Raw genomic sequence first — 19,918 nt, forward strand, 5'->3', positions numbered from 1 at the left:
AAACGCTGAAACGAACATAAGGAGCGCAATATGAAAGTACTGATGGTGCTGACCTCCCACGATAAAATGGGCGATACCGGCCACAAAACCGGTTTCTGGCTGGAGGAATTTGCGGCCCCCTACTACACATTCAAAGATGCCGGTGCGCTGATAACAGTCGCATCGCCAGCCGGTGGCCAACCACCACTGGATCCTAACAGCGACACCGACGACGCACAGACTGACGCCACACGCCGGTTCAAGGATGACAAGGAAGCCCAGCATGTGCTGGCAACCACGACGCGGCTGTCAGAAGTAGTAGCTGACGAATACGACGCGATTTTCTATCCTGGTGGTCATGGTCCGTTGTGGGACCTTGCCAACGACCGTGATTCCATTCGTTTGATAGAAACCGCCAGCGCACAGAACAAGGTCGTCAGCGCCGTCTGCCATGCGCCAGGCGTATTCAAAAATGTGAAAGACGCCTCTGGCGAGGCGTTCGTGAAAGGGCGTAAGGTCACCGGCTTTACTAACTCGGAAGAAGAAGCCGTTCAGCTCACTGACGTGGTACCTTTTCTGGTGGAAGACATGCTGCGCGAAAATGGTGGTGTGTACAGCAAGGGCGACGACTGGGCTTCCTATGTGGTCACCGATGGCCGCCTGATTACCGGGCAGAACCCGGCATCTTCAGAAGCCGCAGCCAAAGCGGTACTGAATGCCCTGACAGCGTAAACCAGAGCCCAGGGCCCCTGCACTGGCAGGGGCCTGATCTTACTTACCGGAAAGGCCTATGCCGCACATTCAGGGGACACCGCCTTCCACCCGCTGCTGCCGATACACCGCTATCATCGGCCTGATTGCCCTGCTGGTGAGCGGCTGCAGCTCGACCACACTTGCTTACCGCCAATTGGACTGGGCCATCGTTTGGTGGGTAGACGATTTCATCCCCCTGACCGATCCTCAGGAAGACCGCCTCAGCCAGCAGGTCGATCAATTACTGGCTTGGCACTGCCAGTCAGAGCTGCCGCAATACACACAATGGCTCGACCAGCTCCGCAACCACATCGCCACACCCCCCATTCAATCCGAAACGGTACTGGCACAGCAGGACGCTCTGTTTGATGCCATCGACAGGCTATTGATCGAAATAACCCCGGCGACAACCGAACTGCTCGCAGGCCTGACAGACTCACAGGTCGAAGCGCTGGCCGAAACAATGGCAGAGAAGCGTCAGGAGCGGGAAGAAGAGCTCTTGTCAGAAGACCCTCAGGAGCAGCTCGAAAAACGTGAAGAAAGGGTGCGGGAAAGAGCGGAACGCTGGCTGGGGCCGCTGATGCCGACCCAACGCGCCATCATCTCGCAATGGAATGCTGAAAGAGGGCGTCAGACTGAAATCTGGTTTGATGGCAGAGCACGCTGGCAGGCCGCCTTGCTTGATGCGCTGGAAGACCGAACAGAACCGGACTTTCCCGGACGCATTCGTCAACTGGTCACGAACAGCAGCGCCTACCGCGGCGAGGAATACCGGCTGATGCTGAAACAAAGCCGGCCAGCACTGGCGCAACTGATCACCGACCTGATGAACGCTGCAACGCCAGATCAAAGGGTTCACCTGAGGGACGAAATCGACAGTCTGCGGGAAGATTTTGAGACACTACGCTGTGATCAGCGTCACCCGACGGCGGCCTGAACAGCCGCCGGGCCACTAAGGTACGTCTGAAACGATCAGGGCACGATCACCGTATCCACAGTTTTCACTGCCAGGTTCTGAATCCGCTCATCAGTCGCGGCGTCGGTTTCAGCCTTGCTGAAAGACAGCGTACCGGCAGGGTCGAACTCGGCCTGCAGGTATTCTGCTATCGCGTCTTGCTCGGAGCCATAACCGGCAAAGTCGGCCAGCCCCGGGTCGTTGCTGCTACTTTCCTCAGAAAGTTCTGATCGCAGATTTGTAGTCAGATTTTTGAACGGATAGCCGTCACCACAACTCGCCGCGCCAACTTCAGTTGCTGTCGGCATACAACCCGCCAGGAAGCCCAGCGTCACCAACCGGTATGTCGTACCGCCATTTTCAAGAACACCATTACGGACGATCACGACATCACCAGCGCCGGTTTCAACCACCAGACTACGAATTCGCTGGCCGGTTGTCGACGCTCCAGTGTTGGTATCGGAGGTCGTCCTAGCCGGCATTGCCGGGTCAAAGCTGAAGCGCATACCGGCAATCTGCGGAAACTGTCCAGGCGTGGCACCATCAGCGGACGCTGCTACGGCGTGTTCCAGTAGATCACGCAACTCTGCGCCGGTTACCGTTACCAGCGCCAGGCTGTTATTGAACCGCAGGGAACCTTCGATATCGAACTGGGATACATCCCCAGTTTCCTTGCCTACGGTCGCATTCGCTGCCGTCGGTTCAAACTGTGCATCAGCCGGATCGTTAGAGCCCGGTGGCTGCACCACCTGCCCAATCGCAGAACGGATACCGCCGCCGTTTTTAAGCGAAATTACCGTGCTGGCATCAAACTTTTGGGCGTACCAGAGGTTGGCATCAGCGCTCAGATTACCGAGGTTGGTTTCCTGTGTGCGGACCTGCTCACGACGACCATCAAGATAGACCGAGGTCTGGCCAAGAATATTGCCGTCCCGCGCAGCCAGGACATCGCGAATCGCTGCAGAAACAGCCGCAACCCGCGAGTCCACCGTTCCCATCAACTGCCGTACCATTGCATCGGTTGAAGCCCAGGCTCCGTTGAGGGCCGGATCAAGCGCGCCGGTATCAATCACGCCGTTCTCATCGAAGCTAAGCACCAGGCGCCCCAGATACTTGTAGTCACCATCCACGTTTACGACCAGTACCGGCTCGCCAGCGGGCGATTCAAACTCAAGCGGATAGTTATCGGCGGCGACGTCACCCGTGCGCAGATCATCGTCGCTGTCGGCCAACAAGGTGTTGGAGCCACCGGCAACGATCACGTCTACGTTATTCAGGCGCGTGGCCAACGCTTTCTCGATGGCGATCTGCTGCATGTGTGCGAGCAATACGACTTTGTTAACGCCGGCGTCGACCAGATCATCCACTGCCGGTTGAATCACAGCAGCCAAATCGTCATAGAGCGCGTTTTCGTCCGCTACCACCGGCGGTGTAATGGTGATATTGCCAGTGCTGGTAATGGAGGCCAGTGCAGGCGTCGAGGCACCGACGATACCAATCTGCTGGCCGCCAATCGTGACGATCGCAGAAGCTGCAATTTTACCGGCAACGCTGGCGGGCGCCTGCCCACCGGCGACTGCCAGCGGCGCCAGGCTGGATTCGGTAGACACATCAAGGTTGGCAGACACAAACGGGAATGCCGCGCCTTCGTACCGATTGTCGCCGTCGGTTTCAGCGGTCAGCATCGATGCAAATTCAGCGGGACCACCGTCCAGGTCATGGTTGCCGATAACGGACGCCGATACGCCGAGCGCGTTCATGAACGCAATGTCCGCGCGGCCGTTGCCCGGCACACCGAGCTCATCCGCGAGCGAACTGTCGCTTGCCGCGAAGTAACGCGGGCCGGGAATCACGTTGTCGCCGGAGCTCACCAGCAGGGTGTTGTCTTCCATTCCCCGAAAGGCTTCTACAAGCGCTGAAAACCGGTCCACTTCGTCGATTGCACCGGGCGCACCGTCCACGTCGGCGAAATGCAGTAACTGCAGGGTATAGACATCCGACGTATCCTCTTCATCATCGCTGTCACTATCACTGCCACAGCCAGCGAGAGCCAGCAGCGATGCGCCGACGGCAAGAGATAACAGGGTTTTCGTCAGTTTCATCAAAATTCTCCAGCGTGTTTTTAGTAACGACACGCTAGAGAACCAAGACGACAGGGGAATGGCAGAACGATGACAGGCCAGTGACACCTATGCGGGCGGGTCGGACGATCAGGGCGCGAAGGCCGGCCCCGATCGCAACCTCACGCCGCTTAAATCAGACCAATGGCCTTGGCATGGTGATCAAGATGCTCACCAATAAATGACGAGATAAAGAAATAGCTGTGATCATAGTCTTTGCGCATCCGCAGATTGATCGGATGACCCGCCGCTTCACAGGCTGCAACCAGCGATTCCGGATACAACTGCTCTTCAAGGAACTGATCAGCAGTGCCTTGATCAATCAATAGCAGCAGGCGCTCTTCCGCCGCTGGTACCAGAAGAGTCGCATCGTAGGCCTCCCAAGTCGCGGTGTCGTCGCCAAGGTAGCCACCCAGTGCTTTCTGGCCCCAGGGGCATGCCGTGGGATGACAGATAGGCGAAAATGCTGACACCGAAGTGTACCGGCCTGGGTTGCGCAGTGCTGTCACCAGTGCGCCATGACCACCCATGGAGTGCCCACTGATTGCGCGCTGATCCGTGACCGGGAAATTCGATTCGACCAGTTCTGGCAATTCGGTCACTACGTAATCGTACATCCGGTAATGTGACGCCCAGGGAGCCTCGGTCGCGTTAACGTAAAAGCCCGCGCCGCTGCCGAAGTCGTAACTGTCGTCTTCTCCGGGGATATTCACGCCACGTGGGCTGGTATCCGGGCAGACAATGGCCATGCCCAGCTCGGCTGCGCGGCGGTGGGCACCGGCCTTCTGCATGAAGTTTTCATCCGTGCAGGTCAGGCCGGACAGCCAGTAGAGCACGGGCACGTCCTTGTTTTCCGCCTGCGGCGGCAGATAAACAGCGAAATCCATATCGCAGTCGAGCACGTCGGAATGGTGCCGGTAGCGCCGGTGTTCACCACCGGAACTCCGGTTGATAGACAGCAATTCCATGAGAGATGTCTCCGGTAAATAGCGTGTCCGGCAGCGTCTGGTTGCCGCCGGCCAGTACCGGACCGGTGTCAGTCACCCGGCCCGGGCAATGTCGGATCAGGCCTCAGTAAATGATGACCGAACGGATGCTCTTGCCCTCGTGCATCAGGTCAAAGGCCTTGTTGATATCATCCAGACCCATGGTGTGGGTGACCATTGGGTCAATCTTGATTTCGCCTTTCATGTAGCGATCAACATAGCCTGGCAGTTCGGTGCGGCCTTTCACGCCACCAAACGCGCTGCCGCGCCAGCTTCTGCCGGTCACCAACTGGAACGGACGGGTGCTGATTTCTTCGCCGGCACCGGCCACGCCGATAATGACGGATTCGCCCCAGCCCTTGTGGCAGCATTCAAGCGCCGAGCGCATGACATTGACGTTGCCGATACACTCAAATGAGTAATCCACACCGCCGTCGGTCATATCCACCAGCACTTCCTGCACCGGGCGGTCAAACTGAGTCGGATTCACGAAATCGGTTGCGCCCAGCATGCGGGCCATCTCGAATTTTTCCTCGTTGATATCCACACAGATGATCCGCGAAGCCTTGGCCATCACCGCACCCTGAACCACACTCAGGCCGATGCCGCCCATGCCGAAAATGGCAACGGTAGAGCCCGGCTCTACTTTCGCGGTATTCAGCACGGCACCGATGCCGGTCGTGATACCACAACCCAGCAGGCAGACCTTATCCAGAGGGGCTTCCTTGCTGACTTTGGCGACCGCAATTTCAGGCATGACCGTGTATTCAGAGAAAGTCGAGGTGCCCATGTAGTGGGTGATCTGCTTGCCATTCATGGAAAAACGCGAGGTTCCATCGGGCATCAACCCTTGCCCCTGGGTACTGCGAATGGCCTGGCACAGGTTGGTTTTGCCAGACAGGCAGAATTTGCACTGACCGCATTCCGGCGTGTACAGCGGAATCACGTGATCGCCTGGTTTAACGGATGTCACCCCCGGCCCGACTTCCTCGACGATACCGCCGCCTTCATGCCCCAGAATCGCCGGGAAGTTCCCTTCAGGATCTGCACCGGACAGCGTGTAGGCATCCGTGTGGCAAACGCCCGTTGCTACGATCCGAACCAGCACTTCGCCTTGTTTGGGGCCCTGTACATCAATCTCTTCGATTACCAGTGGTTTGCCCGCTTCCCAGGCTACGGCGGCTCTTGATTTCATAATCCTGCTCCAATTTGGTTAGAGGTCAGTCACAGTGATTCGGCAACCGGCGCGACGCGCATCACGCCGGCGCTCAAAGAAAAACACCCGCCGCGGCACAGCCGCACGGGCGATCATTGTCAGTCTGTTGTATCGGACAACCCGGCATAGCCGGCAAGCGCGGCGTTCGGGGCTCTAAACAGCCGAGCCCGAATCAGCAGGGCGGGCCGGCATCACCGACGAACGCGATCAGTCCGCTTCCGTGACAAAGCGGGGCAACTCCATGTCGCAGCCATTGCGGGCCAGTGCCGTCAATATGGCGGTTCGGGTGACAATCCCGACCAATCGGCCCTCATCAACAACAGGATACACTTTTGGCTTGTCTCGCCCCAGATTCTGGGCAATATCCACCACTGAAACATCCGGTGAAATGGTCAGCGGTGTTTTGAACATCACGTCATCAACCGTTGGATCGCCTTCGCAATGGTAGTTGGTGACCAGCAGCGAATGGATACAGTCCTGCTCAGATATAAAGCCTATAACATGCCGCTTGTCGTCCACCACCGGCAGGCCGGTGACATGGTGATGCAAGAGCGTTTCCACAACCTTGCCCAGCGGTGTGCCGCAACGCACAGGTTCAATGTGGTTGGACATCACATCGCCTGCAGTGAGTGATCTCATATCTCGTCTCCCGCCTGTTGGGTCTGCGCGTTACTGATTATTCCGGAACCGCTGGATAATCCGCGCTGCAAACTGGCCGACAAAACACTCAGCCATGCTTTAAAACTAGGCAAAGACCAGCCGATAGGGAAATACATTTATCAGATAACGACCATGGCGATGGCCTATAAAGAGACTTCACCATTCACTATCATCAGAATGCACATGTTGTAACTCAAATCCACACAAACTGACACAATATTCGCTTACTACTTATTGCTCCGAAGCCCTTGTATGCCGTACATTTCACCTGCGTTGAGGGACTTCTTCCCAATCGCACCCTGAGTTCTTTCAGGGTGACGCGCGTGGCCTCCACTGCAGCGTCTTTACTACATATTATTTTACTAGGCGTTGAACAGGATCGTTCTCTCGAACTCCTGGGATAGCTAGTTCAACTGGAGGTGTATTATGCGTTTATCTGACCTGACCGTTCGTTTCCGTCGTAACCGTGTGGTTATGCCAGAACATTCGCGCGTTGAAGCTGTTGAGCGTCGTCAGACCCTGAGTCTGGAAGCGCTGAATCGTCCGGCACAGTCCCGTAGCCTGAAGGCTGCTCTGCGCCAGCGCTAATTCAGCGTATGAGAGTAACCAAAACGGAGGAATCTCATTTTGAGTATTCCCGCCCGATAGCCAGCTCAAAGGCATTTGAGCTGGCTATTTTTTTGCCTTCCTTTTCATCTTTTGCCTTATTTCGCCAGAAAACGCCCTGCTTTCATTTGTGCCACCATTTGCCGATCATAATGGTCAGTGCATTCATCTGACCACAGGACATCCGTTATGCAATATCTCCACACTATGGTCCGCGTCAAAGACCTTGATGCCTCCCTGCATTTTTACTGCAATTTGCTGGGGCTGGAAGAAATCAGCCGCAAAGACAGTGAAAAGGGTCGCTTCACGCTGGTGTTTCTTGCTGCACCAGATGACAGACAACGCGCTCTGGACGATCGCGCGCCGATGGTAGAACTGACGTACAACTGGGATCCTGAAGACTACGATGGTGGGCGCAACTTTGGCCATCTGGCGTATCGGGTAGACGATCTCTACGCCCTGTGCGACAAACTGCAGGCCGGCGGTGTGACCATTAATCGACCACCCCGGGATGGCCATATGGCCTTTGTCCGCTCGCCTGACAATATTTCAATCGAGCTTCTGCAGAAAGGGGATGCCTTACCACCTCGGGCGCCCTGGCAGGATATGGAGAATACCGGCAGCTGGTAATCCAGCGTCAAACCGACGCCATCATCGCCAGACCGGATTTGGCAATCTCATGCAACACCGGCTCGGGCAGGTCATGGCCCATGCCGCTAATCAGTTGAAGCCGGGCATGGGGAACAAGGTATTGCAGCTGCTTAGCCGCTCCCGGGCGCACCAGCGGGTCTGCCGTACCATGAATAATCGTGGTGGGTACGCGAATACGGCGGGTGATTGACGACAAACTGCCGGTCGCGAGAATCGCCCGGGTCTGGCGCAGTATGCCGGCCGGGTGATAGCTGCGCCTGAAATCGGAACGCAGTCGCTCCTGCACCTCCTGCAATGGCGTCGGATGCACCGTGCCCTGGATCGTTTTCCAGAACGCCAGCGAACGATTAACCACCGCCTCTTCGTCGTGTCCTTTTGCACCGACGCCCGCCAGCTTCACAATCAGCTGCAACTTGGGCAATTGCAGTCGCGGACTGTTGGTTGACGTCATGATCAGAGTTGCCGAGCGCACGCGAGACGGATGGTCCCCCGCCAGTATCTGACTGATCATGCCACCCATTGACACACCCACGATATGGGCCCGGGTAATATCAAGCCCATCCAGAATTCCGCAGGCGTCTCTTGCCATATCATGCAGGGTATAGGGTGCGGCCAGTGGCAGCCCCAGACGATACCGGGCCATGGCCGCCAGCGGATGACCGTTAAGGCGCGCCTTGACCTGGCTTGATAGCCCGATATCCCGGTTATCAAACCGGATGACCCGGTAACCGGCATCCGCGTAGGCATTGAGCAACGCCTCCGGCCACAATGTCATCTGCGCGCCGAGGCCCATAATGAAGAGCACCGGTTCACCTTCAGGATTCCCCCGGGTCTCCACAAAAAAGGACAGGCCGTTGACCTGAATCGTTTGGGTCTTCGGGGGATGGCGTTCAACTGCGCTGTTCACGGGTTCTTACTCCTGCCACGGCATGTTCACGTTATGAGCAGATTACGCGATTGTGGGCGATAATCCATATCTTTTCCTGGCAGTTTTCCCGTTACCCAGGTCACGCAGGAATTGAAAGTTGCGGCAATGACGCACAGAAAAATATGCAGCTATCATATTGTTTAGTATCAGTTATTCCTGCATATCGAAAAAAAGAGGTCTATACTTTCCGGGTCTGAATCTGCACGTATTCCCGGTCAGCATCGATGCCGTTACCGATACTCCGGTTCGCACGCCTCTGCAGATCCCACCCCAAATAAGGAGCTCTGGTTTATGGACGCACTATCCAGCGTTATCACTTCCATCAATGGCCTCGTCTGGGGGCCGCCGATGCTGGTACTGATTCTTGGCGTCGGGCTGTTCCTGAGCATCGGCCTCAAGCTGATGCCGATTCTGAAGCTGGGCGCCGGCTTTCGCCTGATGTGGCAAGGGCGCAGCGCCACCGGTTCCGAGAAGGACGGCGAGATCCCCCCTTTTCAGGCCCTGATGACGGCACTCTCAGCCACAGTCGGCACGGGTAACATTGCCGGCGTCGCCACTGCAGTGTTTCTCGGCGGGCCCGGCGCGCTGTTCTGGATGTGGCTGACAGCGCTGGTGGGCATGGCGACCAAGTATTCCGAAGCCGTGCTGGCAGTGAACTTCCGCGAAGTGGACGAGCGAGGCGAATACGTGGGCGGCCCCATGTATTACATCCGTAATGGCCTTGGCTCGAAATGGGCCTGGCTGGGCGCCCTGTTCGCCTTATTTGGTGCAATCGCCGGTTTCGGCATCGGCAACACGGTGCAGGCCAACTCCGTTGCAGATGTGGTGTTGACTAACTTTAACGTGCCCACCTGGCTTACAGGCCTGGTGCTGATGGTGCTGGTCGGCATGGTGCTGATAGGCGGTATCAAGCGTATCGGGCAGGTCGCCAGCGCTCTTGTGCCTTTCATGGCGATTGCCTATCTGGCAATTGGTCTGCTCGTACTGGCCATTAACGCAACGGCCATTCCCGATGCACTGACGCTGGTGTTCAAGCATGCATTCAGCCCGATTGCCGCCCAGGGTGGTTTCGCCGGTGCAGCCGTATGGGCCGCCATACGCTTTGGTGTTGCCCGCGGTATATTCTCGAACGAAGCCGGGCTGGGCTCAGCGCCCATTGCACACGCCGCTGCCCAAACCAAAAACCCGATCAATCAGGGTATGGTGGCGATGCTGGGCACTTTTATTGACACCATCCTCATCTGTTCCATAACCGGGCTGGTCATCATCACCTCGGGGTTGTGGACCGATGGTGAGTCCGGTGCGGCACTGACATCACTTGCATTTGCCGATGCATTGCCCGGTTTTGGCAACTACGTTGTCGCTATCGCGCTTGCGGTGTTCGCCTTCACCACGATTCTGGGATGGTCGTTCTACGGAGAGCGGTGCATCGAGTATCTGTTCGGCGTGAAAGCCATCTGGCCTTACAGGGTGCTGTGGATTATCGCGATTCCTGTCGGCGCCACATCCAATCTCGGGCTGATCTGGCTGATTGCCGATACCCTGAACGCGATGATGGCGATCCCCAACCTGATCGCGCTGGCGCTACTGAGCCCGGTCGTCTTCAGATTGACCCGGGAGCACTTCGCACGTCAGGCCGGTAAGCCGGTATAACAGGAACCGCAGGTGGAACTTTTCGGCAACCTGGGCGACGAAGATCACAGGCGTCACGGTTGCCGGTTATAAGCTAGATTCAATACAGTATTTGGATGTGAGCGGAAGGACCCTCATATTGATACGCAGCGCATGATTCAGCGCACTACCGAGAGCAGGCGCGCCGGACGGGGTCCGGCGTTACACATTGATCAGGAGGATATTCAATGAGTTTACGTTTAGGCGATACTGCACCCGATTTCGAACAGGATTCCAGCGAAGGTAAAATCAGCTTCCATTCATGGCTGGGCGACAGCTGGGGCATTCTTTTTTCACATCCGGCTGACTTCACTCCGGTCTGCACGACCGAACTGGGTCTCACAGCCAAGCTCAAGGACGAATTCAGCAAGCGCAACGTCAAGGCGATTGCACTGAGCGTTGACGACACCGAATCTCACAAGAGCTGGATCAACGATATCAACGAAACCCAGGGTTGCCAGGTTAATTTCCCGATTATCGCGGACGGCGACCGCAAGGTATCGACCCTGTATGACATGATCCATCCCAATGCCGATAACAGCCTCACGGTACGCTCACTGTTCGTAATCGATCCGAACAAGAAAGTACGGCTGATGATCACCTATCCGGCCAGCACCGGGCGCAACTTCAACGAAGTACTGCGCGTCATTGATTCGCTGCAGCTGACTGACGAACACAAGGTCGCGACCCCCGGCAACTGGGAGTCCGGCGGAGACGTGGTGATCGTGCCTTCGCTGCAGGACGAGGACGAGATCAAGCAACGGTTCCCGAAAGGCTACAAAGCGGTTAAACCTTATCTGCGTATGACTCCAGACCCCAAATCCAACTGGAGCGGCAACTGATCGGGTTGCCATTCCTGCAGACTGTTTGGCAGGAATAAAGTAGCGGACATTAAAAAACCCGGCCTGAGCCGGGTTTTTTTAATGTATCAGAACATCGGTATTCGGGCTTCAAAAAGCCGGAACAACCGCGCCCTTGTACTTTTCCTTGATAAACGTCTTCACCTTGTCACTGGTCAGTGCAGCCGCCAGTTTCTTCATTGCCGAGCTGTCCTTGTTATCCGGACGCGCTACCAGGATGTTGACGTAAGGCGATTCTGAGCCTTCCAGAACCAGCGCATCTTCAGTCGGGTTCAGACCCGCTTCAAGCGCGTAGTTGGTGTTGATCATCGCCACTGCGACCTGATCCAGCACACGCGGCAGAGTGGCCGCCTCCAGCTCATAGAATTTAATGTCGAGCGGGTTGTCTGCGATATCACGGGGTGTTGCTGTGATCTTGCTTCCGTCTTTCAGCTTGATGATGCCAGCCTTTTGCAGCAGCAACAGCGCACGGCCACCATTGGTCGGATCATTTGGAATGGCAATGGTCGCGCCTTCTTCGAGCTCGTCCAGGGATTTAAGTTTGCTGGAGTAAGCGCCAAACGGCTCGACGTGCACACCCGCAACGCTCACCAGATCGGTACCCTTGCCTTCATTGAATGACGTCAGGTACGGCTGGTGCTGGAAAAAGTTCGCGTCCATCCGCTTCTGGGACACCTGAATGTTGGGCTGAACGTAGTCAGTGAACACCTTCACATCCAGCTCAACTCCCTGCTCGGCCAGGTCAGGTTTGACGAAGTCCAGAATTTCAGCGTGAGGAACAGCGGTTGCTGCAACGCTCAGCTTCTCAGCCGCCTGAGCGGAGAACGAAAATGCGACCAGCGATGCCGCCAGCGTCAGAATCTTGTTCAGTTTCATCGGTTTTCCTCGTGTCATTATTTTGGACAGTCCTGTCGAGGAGTATCACTCCCCGGAACAGCCACTATCGCGTGTCATTTTCTATCGTCATCAGCAATCGTTACTGTTCGCCAGCCTGATGATCAGCGGCGACTGAAGTGCAACACCAACCGGTCGCCCGCCATCTGCAACAACTGCACAAAAATTACCAGTAGTGCCACAGTAATCACCATCACGTCAGTCTGGAATCGCTGATAACCGAAACGTATCGCCAGATCACCCAGACCACCGCCGCCAATTACCCCCGACATAGCCGCGTAGGAAACCAGCGTAATCGCAGTCACCGTAATGCCGGCAATCAGCCCCGGCAATGCTTCGGGCAGCAAGGCACCAAAGATCACCTGACGTACCGTGGCCCCCATCGCCTGAGTAGCCTCGATAATGCCCCGATCCACTTCACGCAGCGAGGTCTCAACCAGACGCGCAAAGAAAGGGGCACCACCGGCGACCAGCGGGGGAATAGCGCCCGCCACACCCAGAGAGGTACCAATCATCATCACCGTGACCGGAATCATCACGATCAGCAGAATAATAAACGGCACCGAGCGCAGCACATTCACTACGAACGACAATGCGGCATAGGCCACAGGCTGTTCGAGAAGCTGGCGTTTGCCGGTCAGGAACAACAGCACTCCTATCGGCAGACCGAACAGAATACTGAAAAACAGCGATACCGCGACCATGACCAGGGTATCCCAGCTGGCCCAGCCGATTTCCAGCCAGTCAACATTACTGAACAGATCAGCCATCATCGCAGCACCTCCACGTGTACATCAGCCGCATCAAGCGCCGCCACCGCGGCTTCCAGATCCCCGCCAACCAGAGATAGTGTGAGCTGGCCATACGGCATATCCTTGATCCGGTCTATCCGACCCGACAGGATGCTGAAATCGACTCCGGTCTGACGGGCAATGCTGCCCAACAGCGGCTTGTAGGTAGACTCGCCCCGAAATGTCAGATGCAGGATACGGCCTTCTGCGTGGGCAAAGTCTGCCTGCTGCTCGCGCTCATCAATGTGCTCGCTCTCAAACACAAAATCCCGCGTAGTCGGATGCTCAGGGTGCAGAAATACATCCGCTACCGTGCCCATCTCGACGATCTCTCCGGCGTCCATCACGGCCACGCGATCGCAAATCCGGCGCACTACATCCATTTCGTGGGTAATCAGAACAATCGTCAGACCCAGCTCGCGGTTGATATCCGCCAGCAGTCGCAATACCGACTGGGTCGTTTGCGGATCAAGCGCGCTGGTCGCCTCATCGCATAGCAAAATGGTCGGACGGCATGCCAGAGCGCGGGCAATACCAACCCGCTGCTTTTGGCCGCCGGACAACTGGGAGGGGTATTTCTTGGCGTGGTCTTCAAGCCCGACACGCTTGACCAGTTCGGCGACCCGGCTGCGGATCTCCTCGCGGGAGTAGATGCCGGCCAGTTTCATCGGGAACGCGATGTTATCGGCGACTGTTTTGGAGGACAGCAAATTGAAATGCTGGAATATCATGCCGACTTTGCGACGAAACGCCCGCAAGCTGTCAGAGGCGTAGCCTGTGACATCCTCATTATCGACAACAATACGCCCGCCGCTTGGGCGCTCGAGCATATTGATCAACCGTATCAGCGTGGATTTACCCGCACCGGAGTGGCCGACAATGCCAAAGATTTCGCCATTCTGGATGGCCAGATTGGTGGATTTCAGAGCAGGGATCGCCCGCCCTTCCACCTCATAAGCCTTGTGGACCTGATCAAGTTCAATCACGTGGCATCTCTGAAGCTGCAAAAATAAGCGCGCAGTATACAGCAGGCAGCTCCGGAACCCGAATCGGGGCTAGCCGCAATCAGGTTCCGTTTTGTCAGAGAATAATAGCGGAAGCGTGAGCTACTGGGAGGATGGCGTTAAATCAAGCCTTCCTCCCAACAACTACAGCCAGATACAGCCAGAGCAGTCGGCCTTTTACTCCAGCGGGTGCAGCTTGGTGATATGCAGAATCGGCCCGGTTGGTGCGCCGGTTGGCGAACCACCTTTGGGCTCAAGACTGATGGCCAGCGTACGGGAGACGCTGAGAGCCGCACGGGTTTCCGGCGACAGACGGATTTGCAGCATATCCTTGCCCACCGGAATCACACCCAGCGACATCGGATTGCCATCGCCTTCAGGCACCACCCACAGCTCGTAGTCCTGATTGCCCTCGGCAGGCGTGGCGGCGACCGGTTTCAGCCTGAGCTGGCCGGGTTCACCGCTTTCAGCAACCAGCCAGAGCGGATCGGTAGTATCTTTTTGCACCACGGCGCCAGACAACAGAGGCTGCCTGGATGGTTCAGGCTGCTGCATCAGCAATACCGCCATCACCATCACTGCTGCGGTCGCCATCAGGCTCCAGCCGGCCCACAGCCAGTTCCACCCGCCAGTGGAGGCCTTGGCTGATGTTGGCTCCGGCCACAGCCGTTGTTCGATGCGCGTCCAGACCGATGCCGGCGGCGCCACCGGTGGTACCCGGGCAGCCAGTTCACCCAGTTTGTGTTCCCAGAACCAGACTTCCTGCCGGATCGCCCAGGACTCCATCATCCAGCGCTCAAAGCGTCGACGGGCCCCGCCAGTCAGCGTGCCCAGCACATACTCTGCCGCAAGACGTTCAACTCGTTCAGGCGTTTTTTTCATCGTTCAAGACACCTCTTCAGCGCCAGCAACCCCCGACGGATCCAGCTTTTGACCGTGCCGATAGGAGTACTCATTGCCGTTGCCAGTTCTTCATGGGTGAATCCCTTGTAGTAGGACAGCAACACACTGTCCCGCTGGGAATCACTGAGCTCTTCCAGGCAACCGTTAAGAGCCGATGCGCCGTCAGCACGCAGGGTTTCATCGAGCGGATTGGCGGAATCATCCGCTATCGTCTCGAGCATGTCGTCGCCGGCGGTCTGCCGCACCTTGCGCGCTCGCATCAGATCCAGCGTGCGATAGCGTGCAATGGTCAACATCCAGCTCAGCGGCGACCCCCGCTCACTGTGATATTCCCCGGCATGGTGCCAGATGCGAATGAACGCATCCTGCAGCGCTTCCTCGGCCAGCTCCTGCTGCCCCGCCAGCTTGCGGCACACCCCGAACATTCGGCCGGACATGCATTCATACAGCTTTTTGAAGGCACTCCGGTCATGCCGGGCAACACCTGCCAACAGCGTTATCAACTCTTCCTGACCTGATTCAACCGCCATAAAAATCGTTCTCGTCGCAGTCGTTTTTATTCGTCAGGCAGCATCACTACGTCTCGGAAGATGATCGGGATGCGGCCTGGTGACGCTTACAAAATTATATTTTCGAAGTGCAACTTTCGATGATTCGGGACCGTAACGGACTCAGGGCAGCACTTATCACTCGCTGCACCGACATCACAACAACACCGAACTAAAATAGCAGAGGAAAGGACAATGGACGCTATTCTCAACCGATCAAAAACGCTCAAGCGCTCAGCGCTTGCTGTTACGATCGCCGGGCTCTGTCTCACTACCGGCCTCAGCTTTGCCTCCAGCCATCGGGAAGCTCCCTTTATCACGGAGACTCCGAAAGTCGATGGTACGGACTTCTACATGTTCCGCAGTTACCAGCCGGGACATGAAAACACCATTACCCTGATCGCCAACTATCTGCCGCTGCAGGATGCCTACGGTGGCCCGAACTACTTCGATCTGGATGATGATGCCATATATGAAATCCATATCGATAATTCAGGTAATGCCAAAGAAGACATTACCTTTCAGTTCAAGTTCAACGATATCACCGAAGACCTCCAGCTGGACATTGGTGGCCAGATGGTTTCAGTTCCGCTGAAAAATATCGGCGGGATCGGTCCCGGTGCAGACGCCACTGACAGCGTTCAGGTACGTCAGGAATATACCGTCAAGGTCATTCGTGGTGATCGTCGAACCGGTGCCAGCCAGACGGCAACCAATGTATCGACCGGCACCGAGACGTTTCGCAAGCCGCTCGATAACATCGGCACCAAGTCCATTCCGGACTATGCCGCCTATGCAGGCAATCACATCTATGACGTGGCCATTCCCGGCTGTGGCAACGGGCAGGTCTTTGTGGGTCAGCGCAAAGAGGCTTTCGCGGTAAATCTTGGCGAGATTTTTGACCTGGTCAATATCGCCAACCCGACAGGTGCACGCGATCAAGGGCTGGATGAACTCGCTGACGCCAACGTCACGTCATTCGCTCTGGAAGTACCGACCACCTGCCTGACCGGCACAGCCATGACCGCTGGGGGCGATCCCGTGATTGGTGGCTGGACCACTGCAAGTGTGCGCCAGGCCCGCGTTATCAACCCTGAACCTACGGCTGATGGCAAGGGTGCAACCGTTGAAGGCGGCGCCTATACCCAGGTTTCACGTCTCGGTATGCCACTGGTCAACGAGGTAATTATTGGCCTCAAGGACAAGGATCGCTTCAATGCGTCCGAGCCTGATGCTGATGGCCAGTTCGCAACTTATGCCACCAACCCGACCTTGCCCAAGCTTCTCAATATTGTGGCGGGTACTGCTGAGCCACAGGTTTTCCCACGCAAGGATCTGGTCGCCACATTCCTGACCGGTGTGAGTCTGCCTGATGGCAGTGGCGGTGTGCTGTTTTCCAACCAGCCCGAGGGTGTCAAACCATCCGAAATGCTGCGTCTGAACACGGCTACTCCGGCAGCTGATCCATCAGCCGCCAACCAGGATGATCTGGGTTTGCTGGCACTGGAAACCTCGGGTTTCCCGAACGGTCGCCGCCCGGTGGATGACGTGGTCGATATCGAGTTACGCGCGGCTATCGGCGCTCTTCTGCCGTTCTTTGGTGAAACAGATCCCAATGGCGGTGCGCCCCTGACCGACGGTGCCGTGGTTGATCGTACTCAGCTGCTGGCCGAGTTCCCTTATCTGGGCACCCCGATCGCTGGTTCACCTAACCCCAACACCCCTTGAGGAGTCCGTCATGACACGCATAGCTGCAATGTTCGGCCTTGCCCTGATTGGACTGTCGCTGGGCGGTTGCTTTGACGGTGGCAGCGGAGGCGGGAGCAACAATCCCGATCCGGCTCCAGCTCCCGACGGCAAAGTCAGCTTTACCCAGTTTGTCAGCGACGAGATCGGGGATACGCGGGATAACCGTGATCCGGTCGCCATCAACGACATTGAGTTCAGCTTCAACGACCAGACCAATGAACAGGCCTTCGATGATGTGCTCAAGTAAATGCACCACGGATGACCGTTACCCCGGAGGCGGGGTAACCATCGCTGCAGGTCTGGCCCTTCGGGGCCGGGCCTTGCTCCCGCTTATTGCACTGCTGGGAGTGGCGACTCACAGCTACGCCGCGCCACCGCCGATTGAGCCCATCCCGCAGGCGCAGGTACTGATCGAACTTCCCGACCTCTCGAATGTTCAGGGCGCCGCCACTGACAAGACCCCCGAACAAGCCGCCAACCGAATACAAGCGTTTCTGCAGCAGGCCCGCACGAGTGGCGATCCACGCTTTCTCGGCTATGCCCAACGGGCGTTCAATGAATGGCCTGATGCTCGCCTGACACCACGACTGCTGATGCTAAGGGCCTCGTTGAACCAGAGCCTGCACAAGTTTGATGATGCCAGAGCCGACCTTGATAAAGTCATTAGCCACCCGTCAGACCCCGCATTGAAAACGCAGGCCTGGCTGATTCTGGCAAATCTTGAAACAGTGCAGGGCCGCTACGATCACGCCAGAGTGGCCTGCACCGAGCTGGAATCCCGATATGCAGGCCTGATCACCGCCAGCTGCCATGCGCTGGTTAAGGCTCGCACGGGCCGGGCTGAGGAAGCCTATAATCGGCTCAATGCCATGACCCGCGTGAGCCAATCCCATGCCGATCGCACCAGCATTGCCTGGGCGCAGGGCACGCTGGCCGATATCGCAACCCAACAGGCCCGACCCGACGCCCAAATACGCTGGCAGAAAGCACTGGCGCTGGATCCGGATGATTTATATATCCGTGCCGCCTATGCCGATTGGCTCATTCAGCACCAGCAACCTGACGATGCGCTGAAATTAACCGAAGGCTACGAACAGGTCGACAACCTCGCTGTGCTGCGATCCATCGCACTCAAACAACTGGACGACCCGAAGCTGGCGGCGCTGAAAACCAGATTGAATCAGCGTTTTGAAGAAGCGCGCTGGCGCGGCAACCTGCTCCACAAGCGTGATCTCGCCCGGTTTCTGCTCGATGTTGAAAACGATCCCGAGGCCGCTTTCACCTACGCCTGGCAAAACTGGCAGACACAACGTGAGCCGGCCGACACAGCCCTGATCCTGAGAGCCTCGGCTGCCGCCGACAAACCCGACGCGCGCCAGACCGTCACCCGCTGGCTTGAAGCACGTCACCAACAAGATGCCCGATACCCGGAGAACCTTTTGTGAAATGGCCTCTGATAACCTTATGCAGCGTCGCGCTGATACTTTCGAGCTTTTCGGCAATGGCCCACAAGGCCAGCGACGGTTTTGTCTATCTCGATCAGCGTGAAGCCGACCAGACGATCCGTGTCGATCTGGCTGTGCGGGATCTGGCACTGGTCGTCGCGCTGGACCACAATCGGGACCAGCAGGTAACAGGGGCTGAGCTGAATCAGGCCCGGGCTGATATCACCCGCTATATCGAGCAGGGTCTGACGCTCTCATCCAGCGCAGGCAATTGCCGGCTCAGCGGTGACCAATGGGGTATGACCCGTCACAGCGACGGTCCCTATGCCTCCGCCCGCTATGGTATTGACTGCCCTGAGGGCACTGTCGCCAGCACACTGCACTATCAGTTGCTGTTTGAGGTAGACAGTCTGCACCGCGGCCTGATCCAACGCATGGGTGCTGAGGGCGAGCAACTGGCGTCACTGAGCCCGGATAGCAATACGTTGTCTTTGTCGGGCGCAGCCATGCCACTGTGGCAAACCTTCGCTGACTTCCTGTGGCAGGGCGTGGTGCACCTGGTACTGGGGTTCGATCACGTGCTGTTCTTGCTGGTGCTGATACTGCCCGCAACCCTGCGCCACGACGCAACCGGTGCTGCCGGTCGCACCACACTAAAACAGCGGTTATGGCAACTGGCCGGTATCGTATCAGCGTTCACCGTCGCCCACTCGATCACGCTCGTGCTCGCTGCACTGAATATTGTTCAGCCTCCCATCGCGTGGATCGAGATCATCATTGCCCTGTCGATTGCGCTCGCTGCGCTGAACCTGTTCTTTCCGGTGCTGGGTCGTAAAACATGGAAGCTAGCCTTTGGCTTCGGCTTGATTCACGGGTTTGGCTTTGCCAGCGTATTGAGCGATCTGGCCAGCGGCACCTCGCAGAAAGTCACCGCCCTGGCAGGTTTCAATATCGGCGTTGAGCTGGGTCAGCTGACACTGGTCGCGCTGGTGTTTCCCCTGTTGTATCTGATGGGAAGCCATCGCGTCTATCAGAGGGCTGCTGTGCCAGCCATGGCGCTGGTGGTATCGGCCATCGCTCTGTACTGGGCAGCGGAACGGTTCGCCGGTCTACCGGCAATGTGAAAGGTGTGAGATAGAAAGAAAACCCCGCAGCCTCACTCATCACAGTGAGGCTGCGGGCAGGCCGCGTATCAGAAC

General features: G+C 57.1%; 20 protein-coding genes. 10 read left to right on the plus strand and 10 right to left on the minus strand.

Going from position 1 to position 19,918, the window contains the following annotated elements:
- Window positions 1-30 precede the first annotated feature (30 nt).
- Both ACUN9X_RS01440 and ACUN9X_RS01445 read left to right on the plus strand, forming a co-directional pair.
- Window positions 31-711: a type 1 glutamine amidotransferase domain-containing protein gene (locus tag ACUN9X_RS01440; RefSeq protein WP_445471967.1), complete on the plus strand. Its 681-nt coding sequence runs from the start codon at window positions 31-33 to the stop codon at window positions 709-711.
- A gap of 58 nt (window positions 712-769) precedes the next feature.
- Window positions 770-1,669, plus strand: coding sequence for a DUF6279 family lipoprotein (locus ACUN9X_RS01445; RefSeq protein WP_445471968.1), 900 nt, complete (start codon window positions 770-772; stop codon window positions 1,667-1,669).
- Window positions 1,670-1,704: 35 nt separating this feature from the next.
- Here ACUN9X_RS01445 and ACUN9X_RS01450 read toward each other — a convergent pair whose 3' ends face one another.
- The 4 genes from ACUN9X_RS01450 to ACUN9X_RS01465 all read right to left on the minus strand — a co-directional run bounded on the left by ACUN9X_RS01450 (window position 1,705) and on the right by ACUN9X_RS01465 (window position 6,648).
- Window positions 1,705-3,789, minus strand: coding sequence for a bifunctional metallophosphatase/5'-nucleotidase (locus ACUN9X_RS01450; RefSeq protein WP_445471969.1), 2,085 nt, complete (start codon window positions 3,787-3,789; stop codon window positions 1,705-1,707).
- 149 nt (window positions 3,790-3,938) lie between these two features.
- Complete coding sequence (gene fghA / locus ACUN9X_RS01455; RefSeq protein ID WP_445471970.1) at window positions 3,939-4,775, minus strand: S-formylglutathione hydrolase; 837 nt, start codon at window positions 4,773-4,775, stop codon at window positions 3,939-3,941.
- 103 nt (window positions 4,776-4,878) lie between these two features.
- On the minus strand, window positions 4,879-5,991 hold the full coding sequence (locus ACUN9X_RS01460; protein ID WP_260037362.1) for an S-(hydroxymethyl)glutathione dehydrogenase/class III alcohol dehydrogenase: 1,113 nt from the start codon (window positions 5,989-5,991) through the stop codon (window positions 4,879-4,881).
- A 225-nt stretch (window positions 5,992-6,216) separates the two neighbouring features.
- Window positions 6,217-6,648, minus strand: a complete 432-nt coding sequence (locus ACUN9X_RS01465; protein WP_260037040.1) for a CBS domain-containing protein — start codon at window positions 6,646-6,648, stop codon at window positions 6,217-6,219.
- A gap of 447 nt (window positions 6,649-7,095) precedes the next feature.
- On the opposite strand from ACUN9X_RS01465, the gene ACUN9X_RS01470 reads away from it, so the two are divergent.
- Together ACUN9X_RS01470 and ACUN9X_RS01475 are read left to right on the plus strand one after the other, a co-directional pair.
- Window positions 7,096-7,257, plus strand: coding sequence for a hypothetical protein (locus ACUN9X_RS01470; protein WP_260037042.1), 162 nt, complete (start codon window positions 7,096-7,098; stop codon window positions 7,255-7,257).
- 207 nt (window positions 7,258-7,464) lie between these two features.
- The gene (locus ACUN9X_RS01475; RefSeq protein WP_445471971.1) at window positions 7,465-7,905 is read left to right on the plus strand and encodes a VOC family protein; all 441 of its coding nucleotides are present in this window, start codon (window positions 7,465-7,467) and stop codon (window positions 7,903-7,905) included.
- Between the two features lie 7 nt (window positions 7,906-7,912).
- Here ACUN9X_RS01475 and ACUN9X_RS01480 read toward each other — a convergent pair whose 3' ends face one another.
- Window positions 7,913-8,833, minus strand: a complete 921-nt coding sequence (locus ACUN9X_RS01480; RefSeq protein WP_445471972.1) for an alpha/beta fold hydrolase — start codon at window positions 8,831-8,833, stop codon at window positions 7,913-7,915.
- 312 nt (window positions 8,834-9,145) lie between these two features.
- Here ACUN9X_RS01480 and ACUN9X_RS01485 point away from each other — a divergent pair, with 312 nt between their 5' ends.
- On the plus strand, window positions 9,146-10,507 hold the full coding sequence (locus ACUN9X_RS01485; protein WP_260037046.1) for an alanine/glycine:cation symporter family protein: 1,362 nt from the start codon (window positions 9,146-9,148) through the stop codon (window positions 10,505-10,507).
- 206 nt (window positions 10,508-10,713) lie between these two features.
- The gene (locus ACUN9X_RS01490; protein ID WP_445471973.1) at window positions 10,714-11,367 is read left to right on the plus strand and encodes a peroxiredoxin; all 654 of its coding nucleotides are present in this window, start codon (window positions 10,714-10,716) and stop codon (window positions 11,365-11,367) included.
- Window positions 11,368-11,475: 108 nt separating this feature from the next.
- Here the strand turns inward: ACUN9X_RS01490 and ACUN9X_RS01495 are convergent, their stop codons facing one another.
- The 5 genes from ACUN9X_RS01495 to ACUN9X_RS01515 form a co-directional block, all read right to left on the minus strand.
- Window positions 11,476-12,261, minus strand: coding sequence for a MetQ/NlpA family ABC transporter substrate-binding protein (locus tag ACUN9X_RS01495; RefSeq protein ID WP_445471974.1), 786 nt, complete (start codon window positions 12,259-12,261; stop codon window positions 11,476-11,478).
- Between the two features lie 122 nt (window positions 12,262-12,383).
- Window positions 12,384-13,049, minus strand: coding sequence for a methionine ABC transporter permease (locus ACUN9X_RS01500; RefSeq protein WP_260037365.1), 666 nt, complete (start codon window positions 13,047-13,049; stop codon window positions 12,384-12,386).
- Window positions 13,049-14,056 carry a methionine ABC transporter ATP-binding protein gene (locus ACUN9X_RS01505; protein ID WP_445471975.1) on the minus strand — a complete coding sequence of 336 codons (1,008 nt, stop codon included), beginning with the start codon at window positions 14,054-14,056 and terminating at the stop codon, window positions 13,049-13,051. Before ACUN9X_RS01505 ends, ACUN9X_RS01500 begins: the two co-directional genes overlap by 1 nt.
- Window positions 14,057-14,251: 195 nt before the next feature.
- Window positions 14,252-14,956, minus strand: a complete 705-nt coding sequence (locus tag ACUN9X_RS01510; RefSeq protein ID WP_445471976.1) for an anti-sigma factor — start codon at window positions 14,954-14,956, stop codon at window positions 14,252-14,254.
- Entirely contained in the window at window positions 14,953-15,507 is a 555-nt protein-coding gene (locus ACUN9X_RS01515; RefSeq protein ID WP_260037052.1) for a sigma-70 family RNA polymerase sigma factor, read from the minus strand. Before ACUN9X_RS01515 ends, ACUN9X_RS01510 begins: the two co-directional genes overlap by 4 nt.
- Window positions 15,508-15,720: 213 nt before the next feature.
- Here ACUN9X_RS01515 and ACUN9X_RS01520 point away from each other — a divergent pair, with 213 nt between their 5' ends.
- From ACUN9X_RS01520 to ACUN9X_RS01535, 4 genes are read left to right on the plus strand one after another with little or no spacing between them, the layout of a single operon-like run.
- A complete protein-coding gene (locus ACUN9X_RS01520; protein ID WP_445471977.1) occupies window positions 15,721-17,253 on the plus strand; it encodes a DUF4331 domain-containing protein in 1,533 nt (510 codons plus the stop codon).
- Between the two features lie 10 nt (window positions 17,254-17,263).
- Window positions 17,264-17,521, plus strand: coding sequence for a hypothetical protein (locus ACUN9X_RS01525; RefSeq protein WP_260037055.1), 258 nt, complete (start codon window positions 17,264-17,266; stop codon window positions 17,519-17,521).
- On the plus strand, window positions 17,490-18,719 hold the full coding sequence (locus ACUN9X_RS01530; RefSeq protein ID WP_260037057.1) for a tetratricopeptide repeat protein: 1,230 nt from the start codon (window positions 17,490-17,492) through the stop codon (window positions 18,717-18,719). The genes ACUN9X_RS01525 and ACUN9X_RS01530 overlap by 32 nt, the downstream gene beginning before the upstream one ends.
- On the plus strand, window positions 18,716-19,843 hold the full coding sequence (locus tag ACUN9X_RS01535; protein ID WP_260037059.1) for a HupE/UreJ family protein: 1,128 nt from the start codon (window positions 18,716-18,718) through the stop codon (window positions 19,841-19,843). Before ACUN9X_RS01530 ends, ACUN9X_RS01535 begins: the two co-directional genes overlap by 4 nt.
- The last annotated feature ends 75 nt before the right edge of the window (window positions 19,844-19,918 follow it).

It is taken from the genome of Marinobacter sp. V032, from assembly GCF_052645435.1.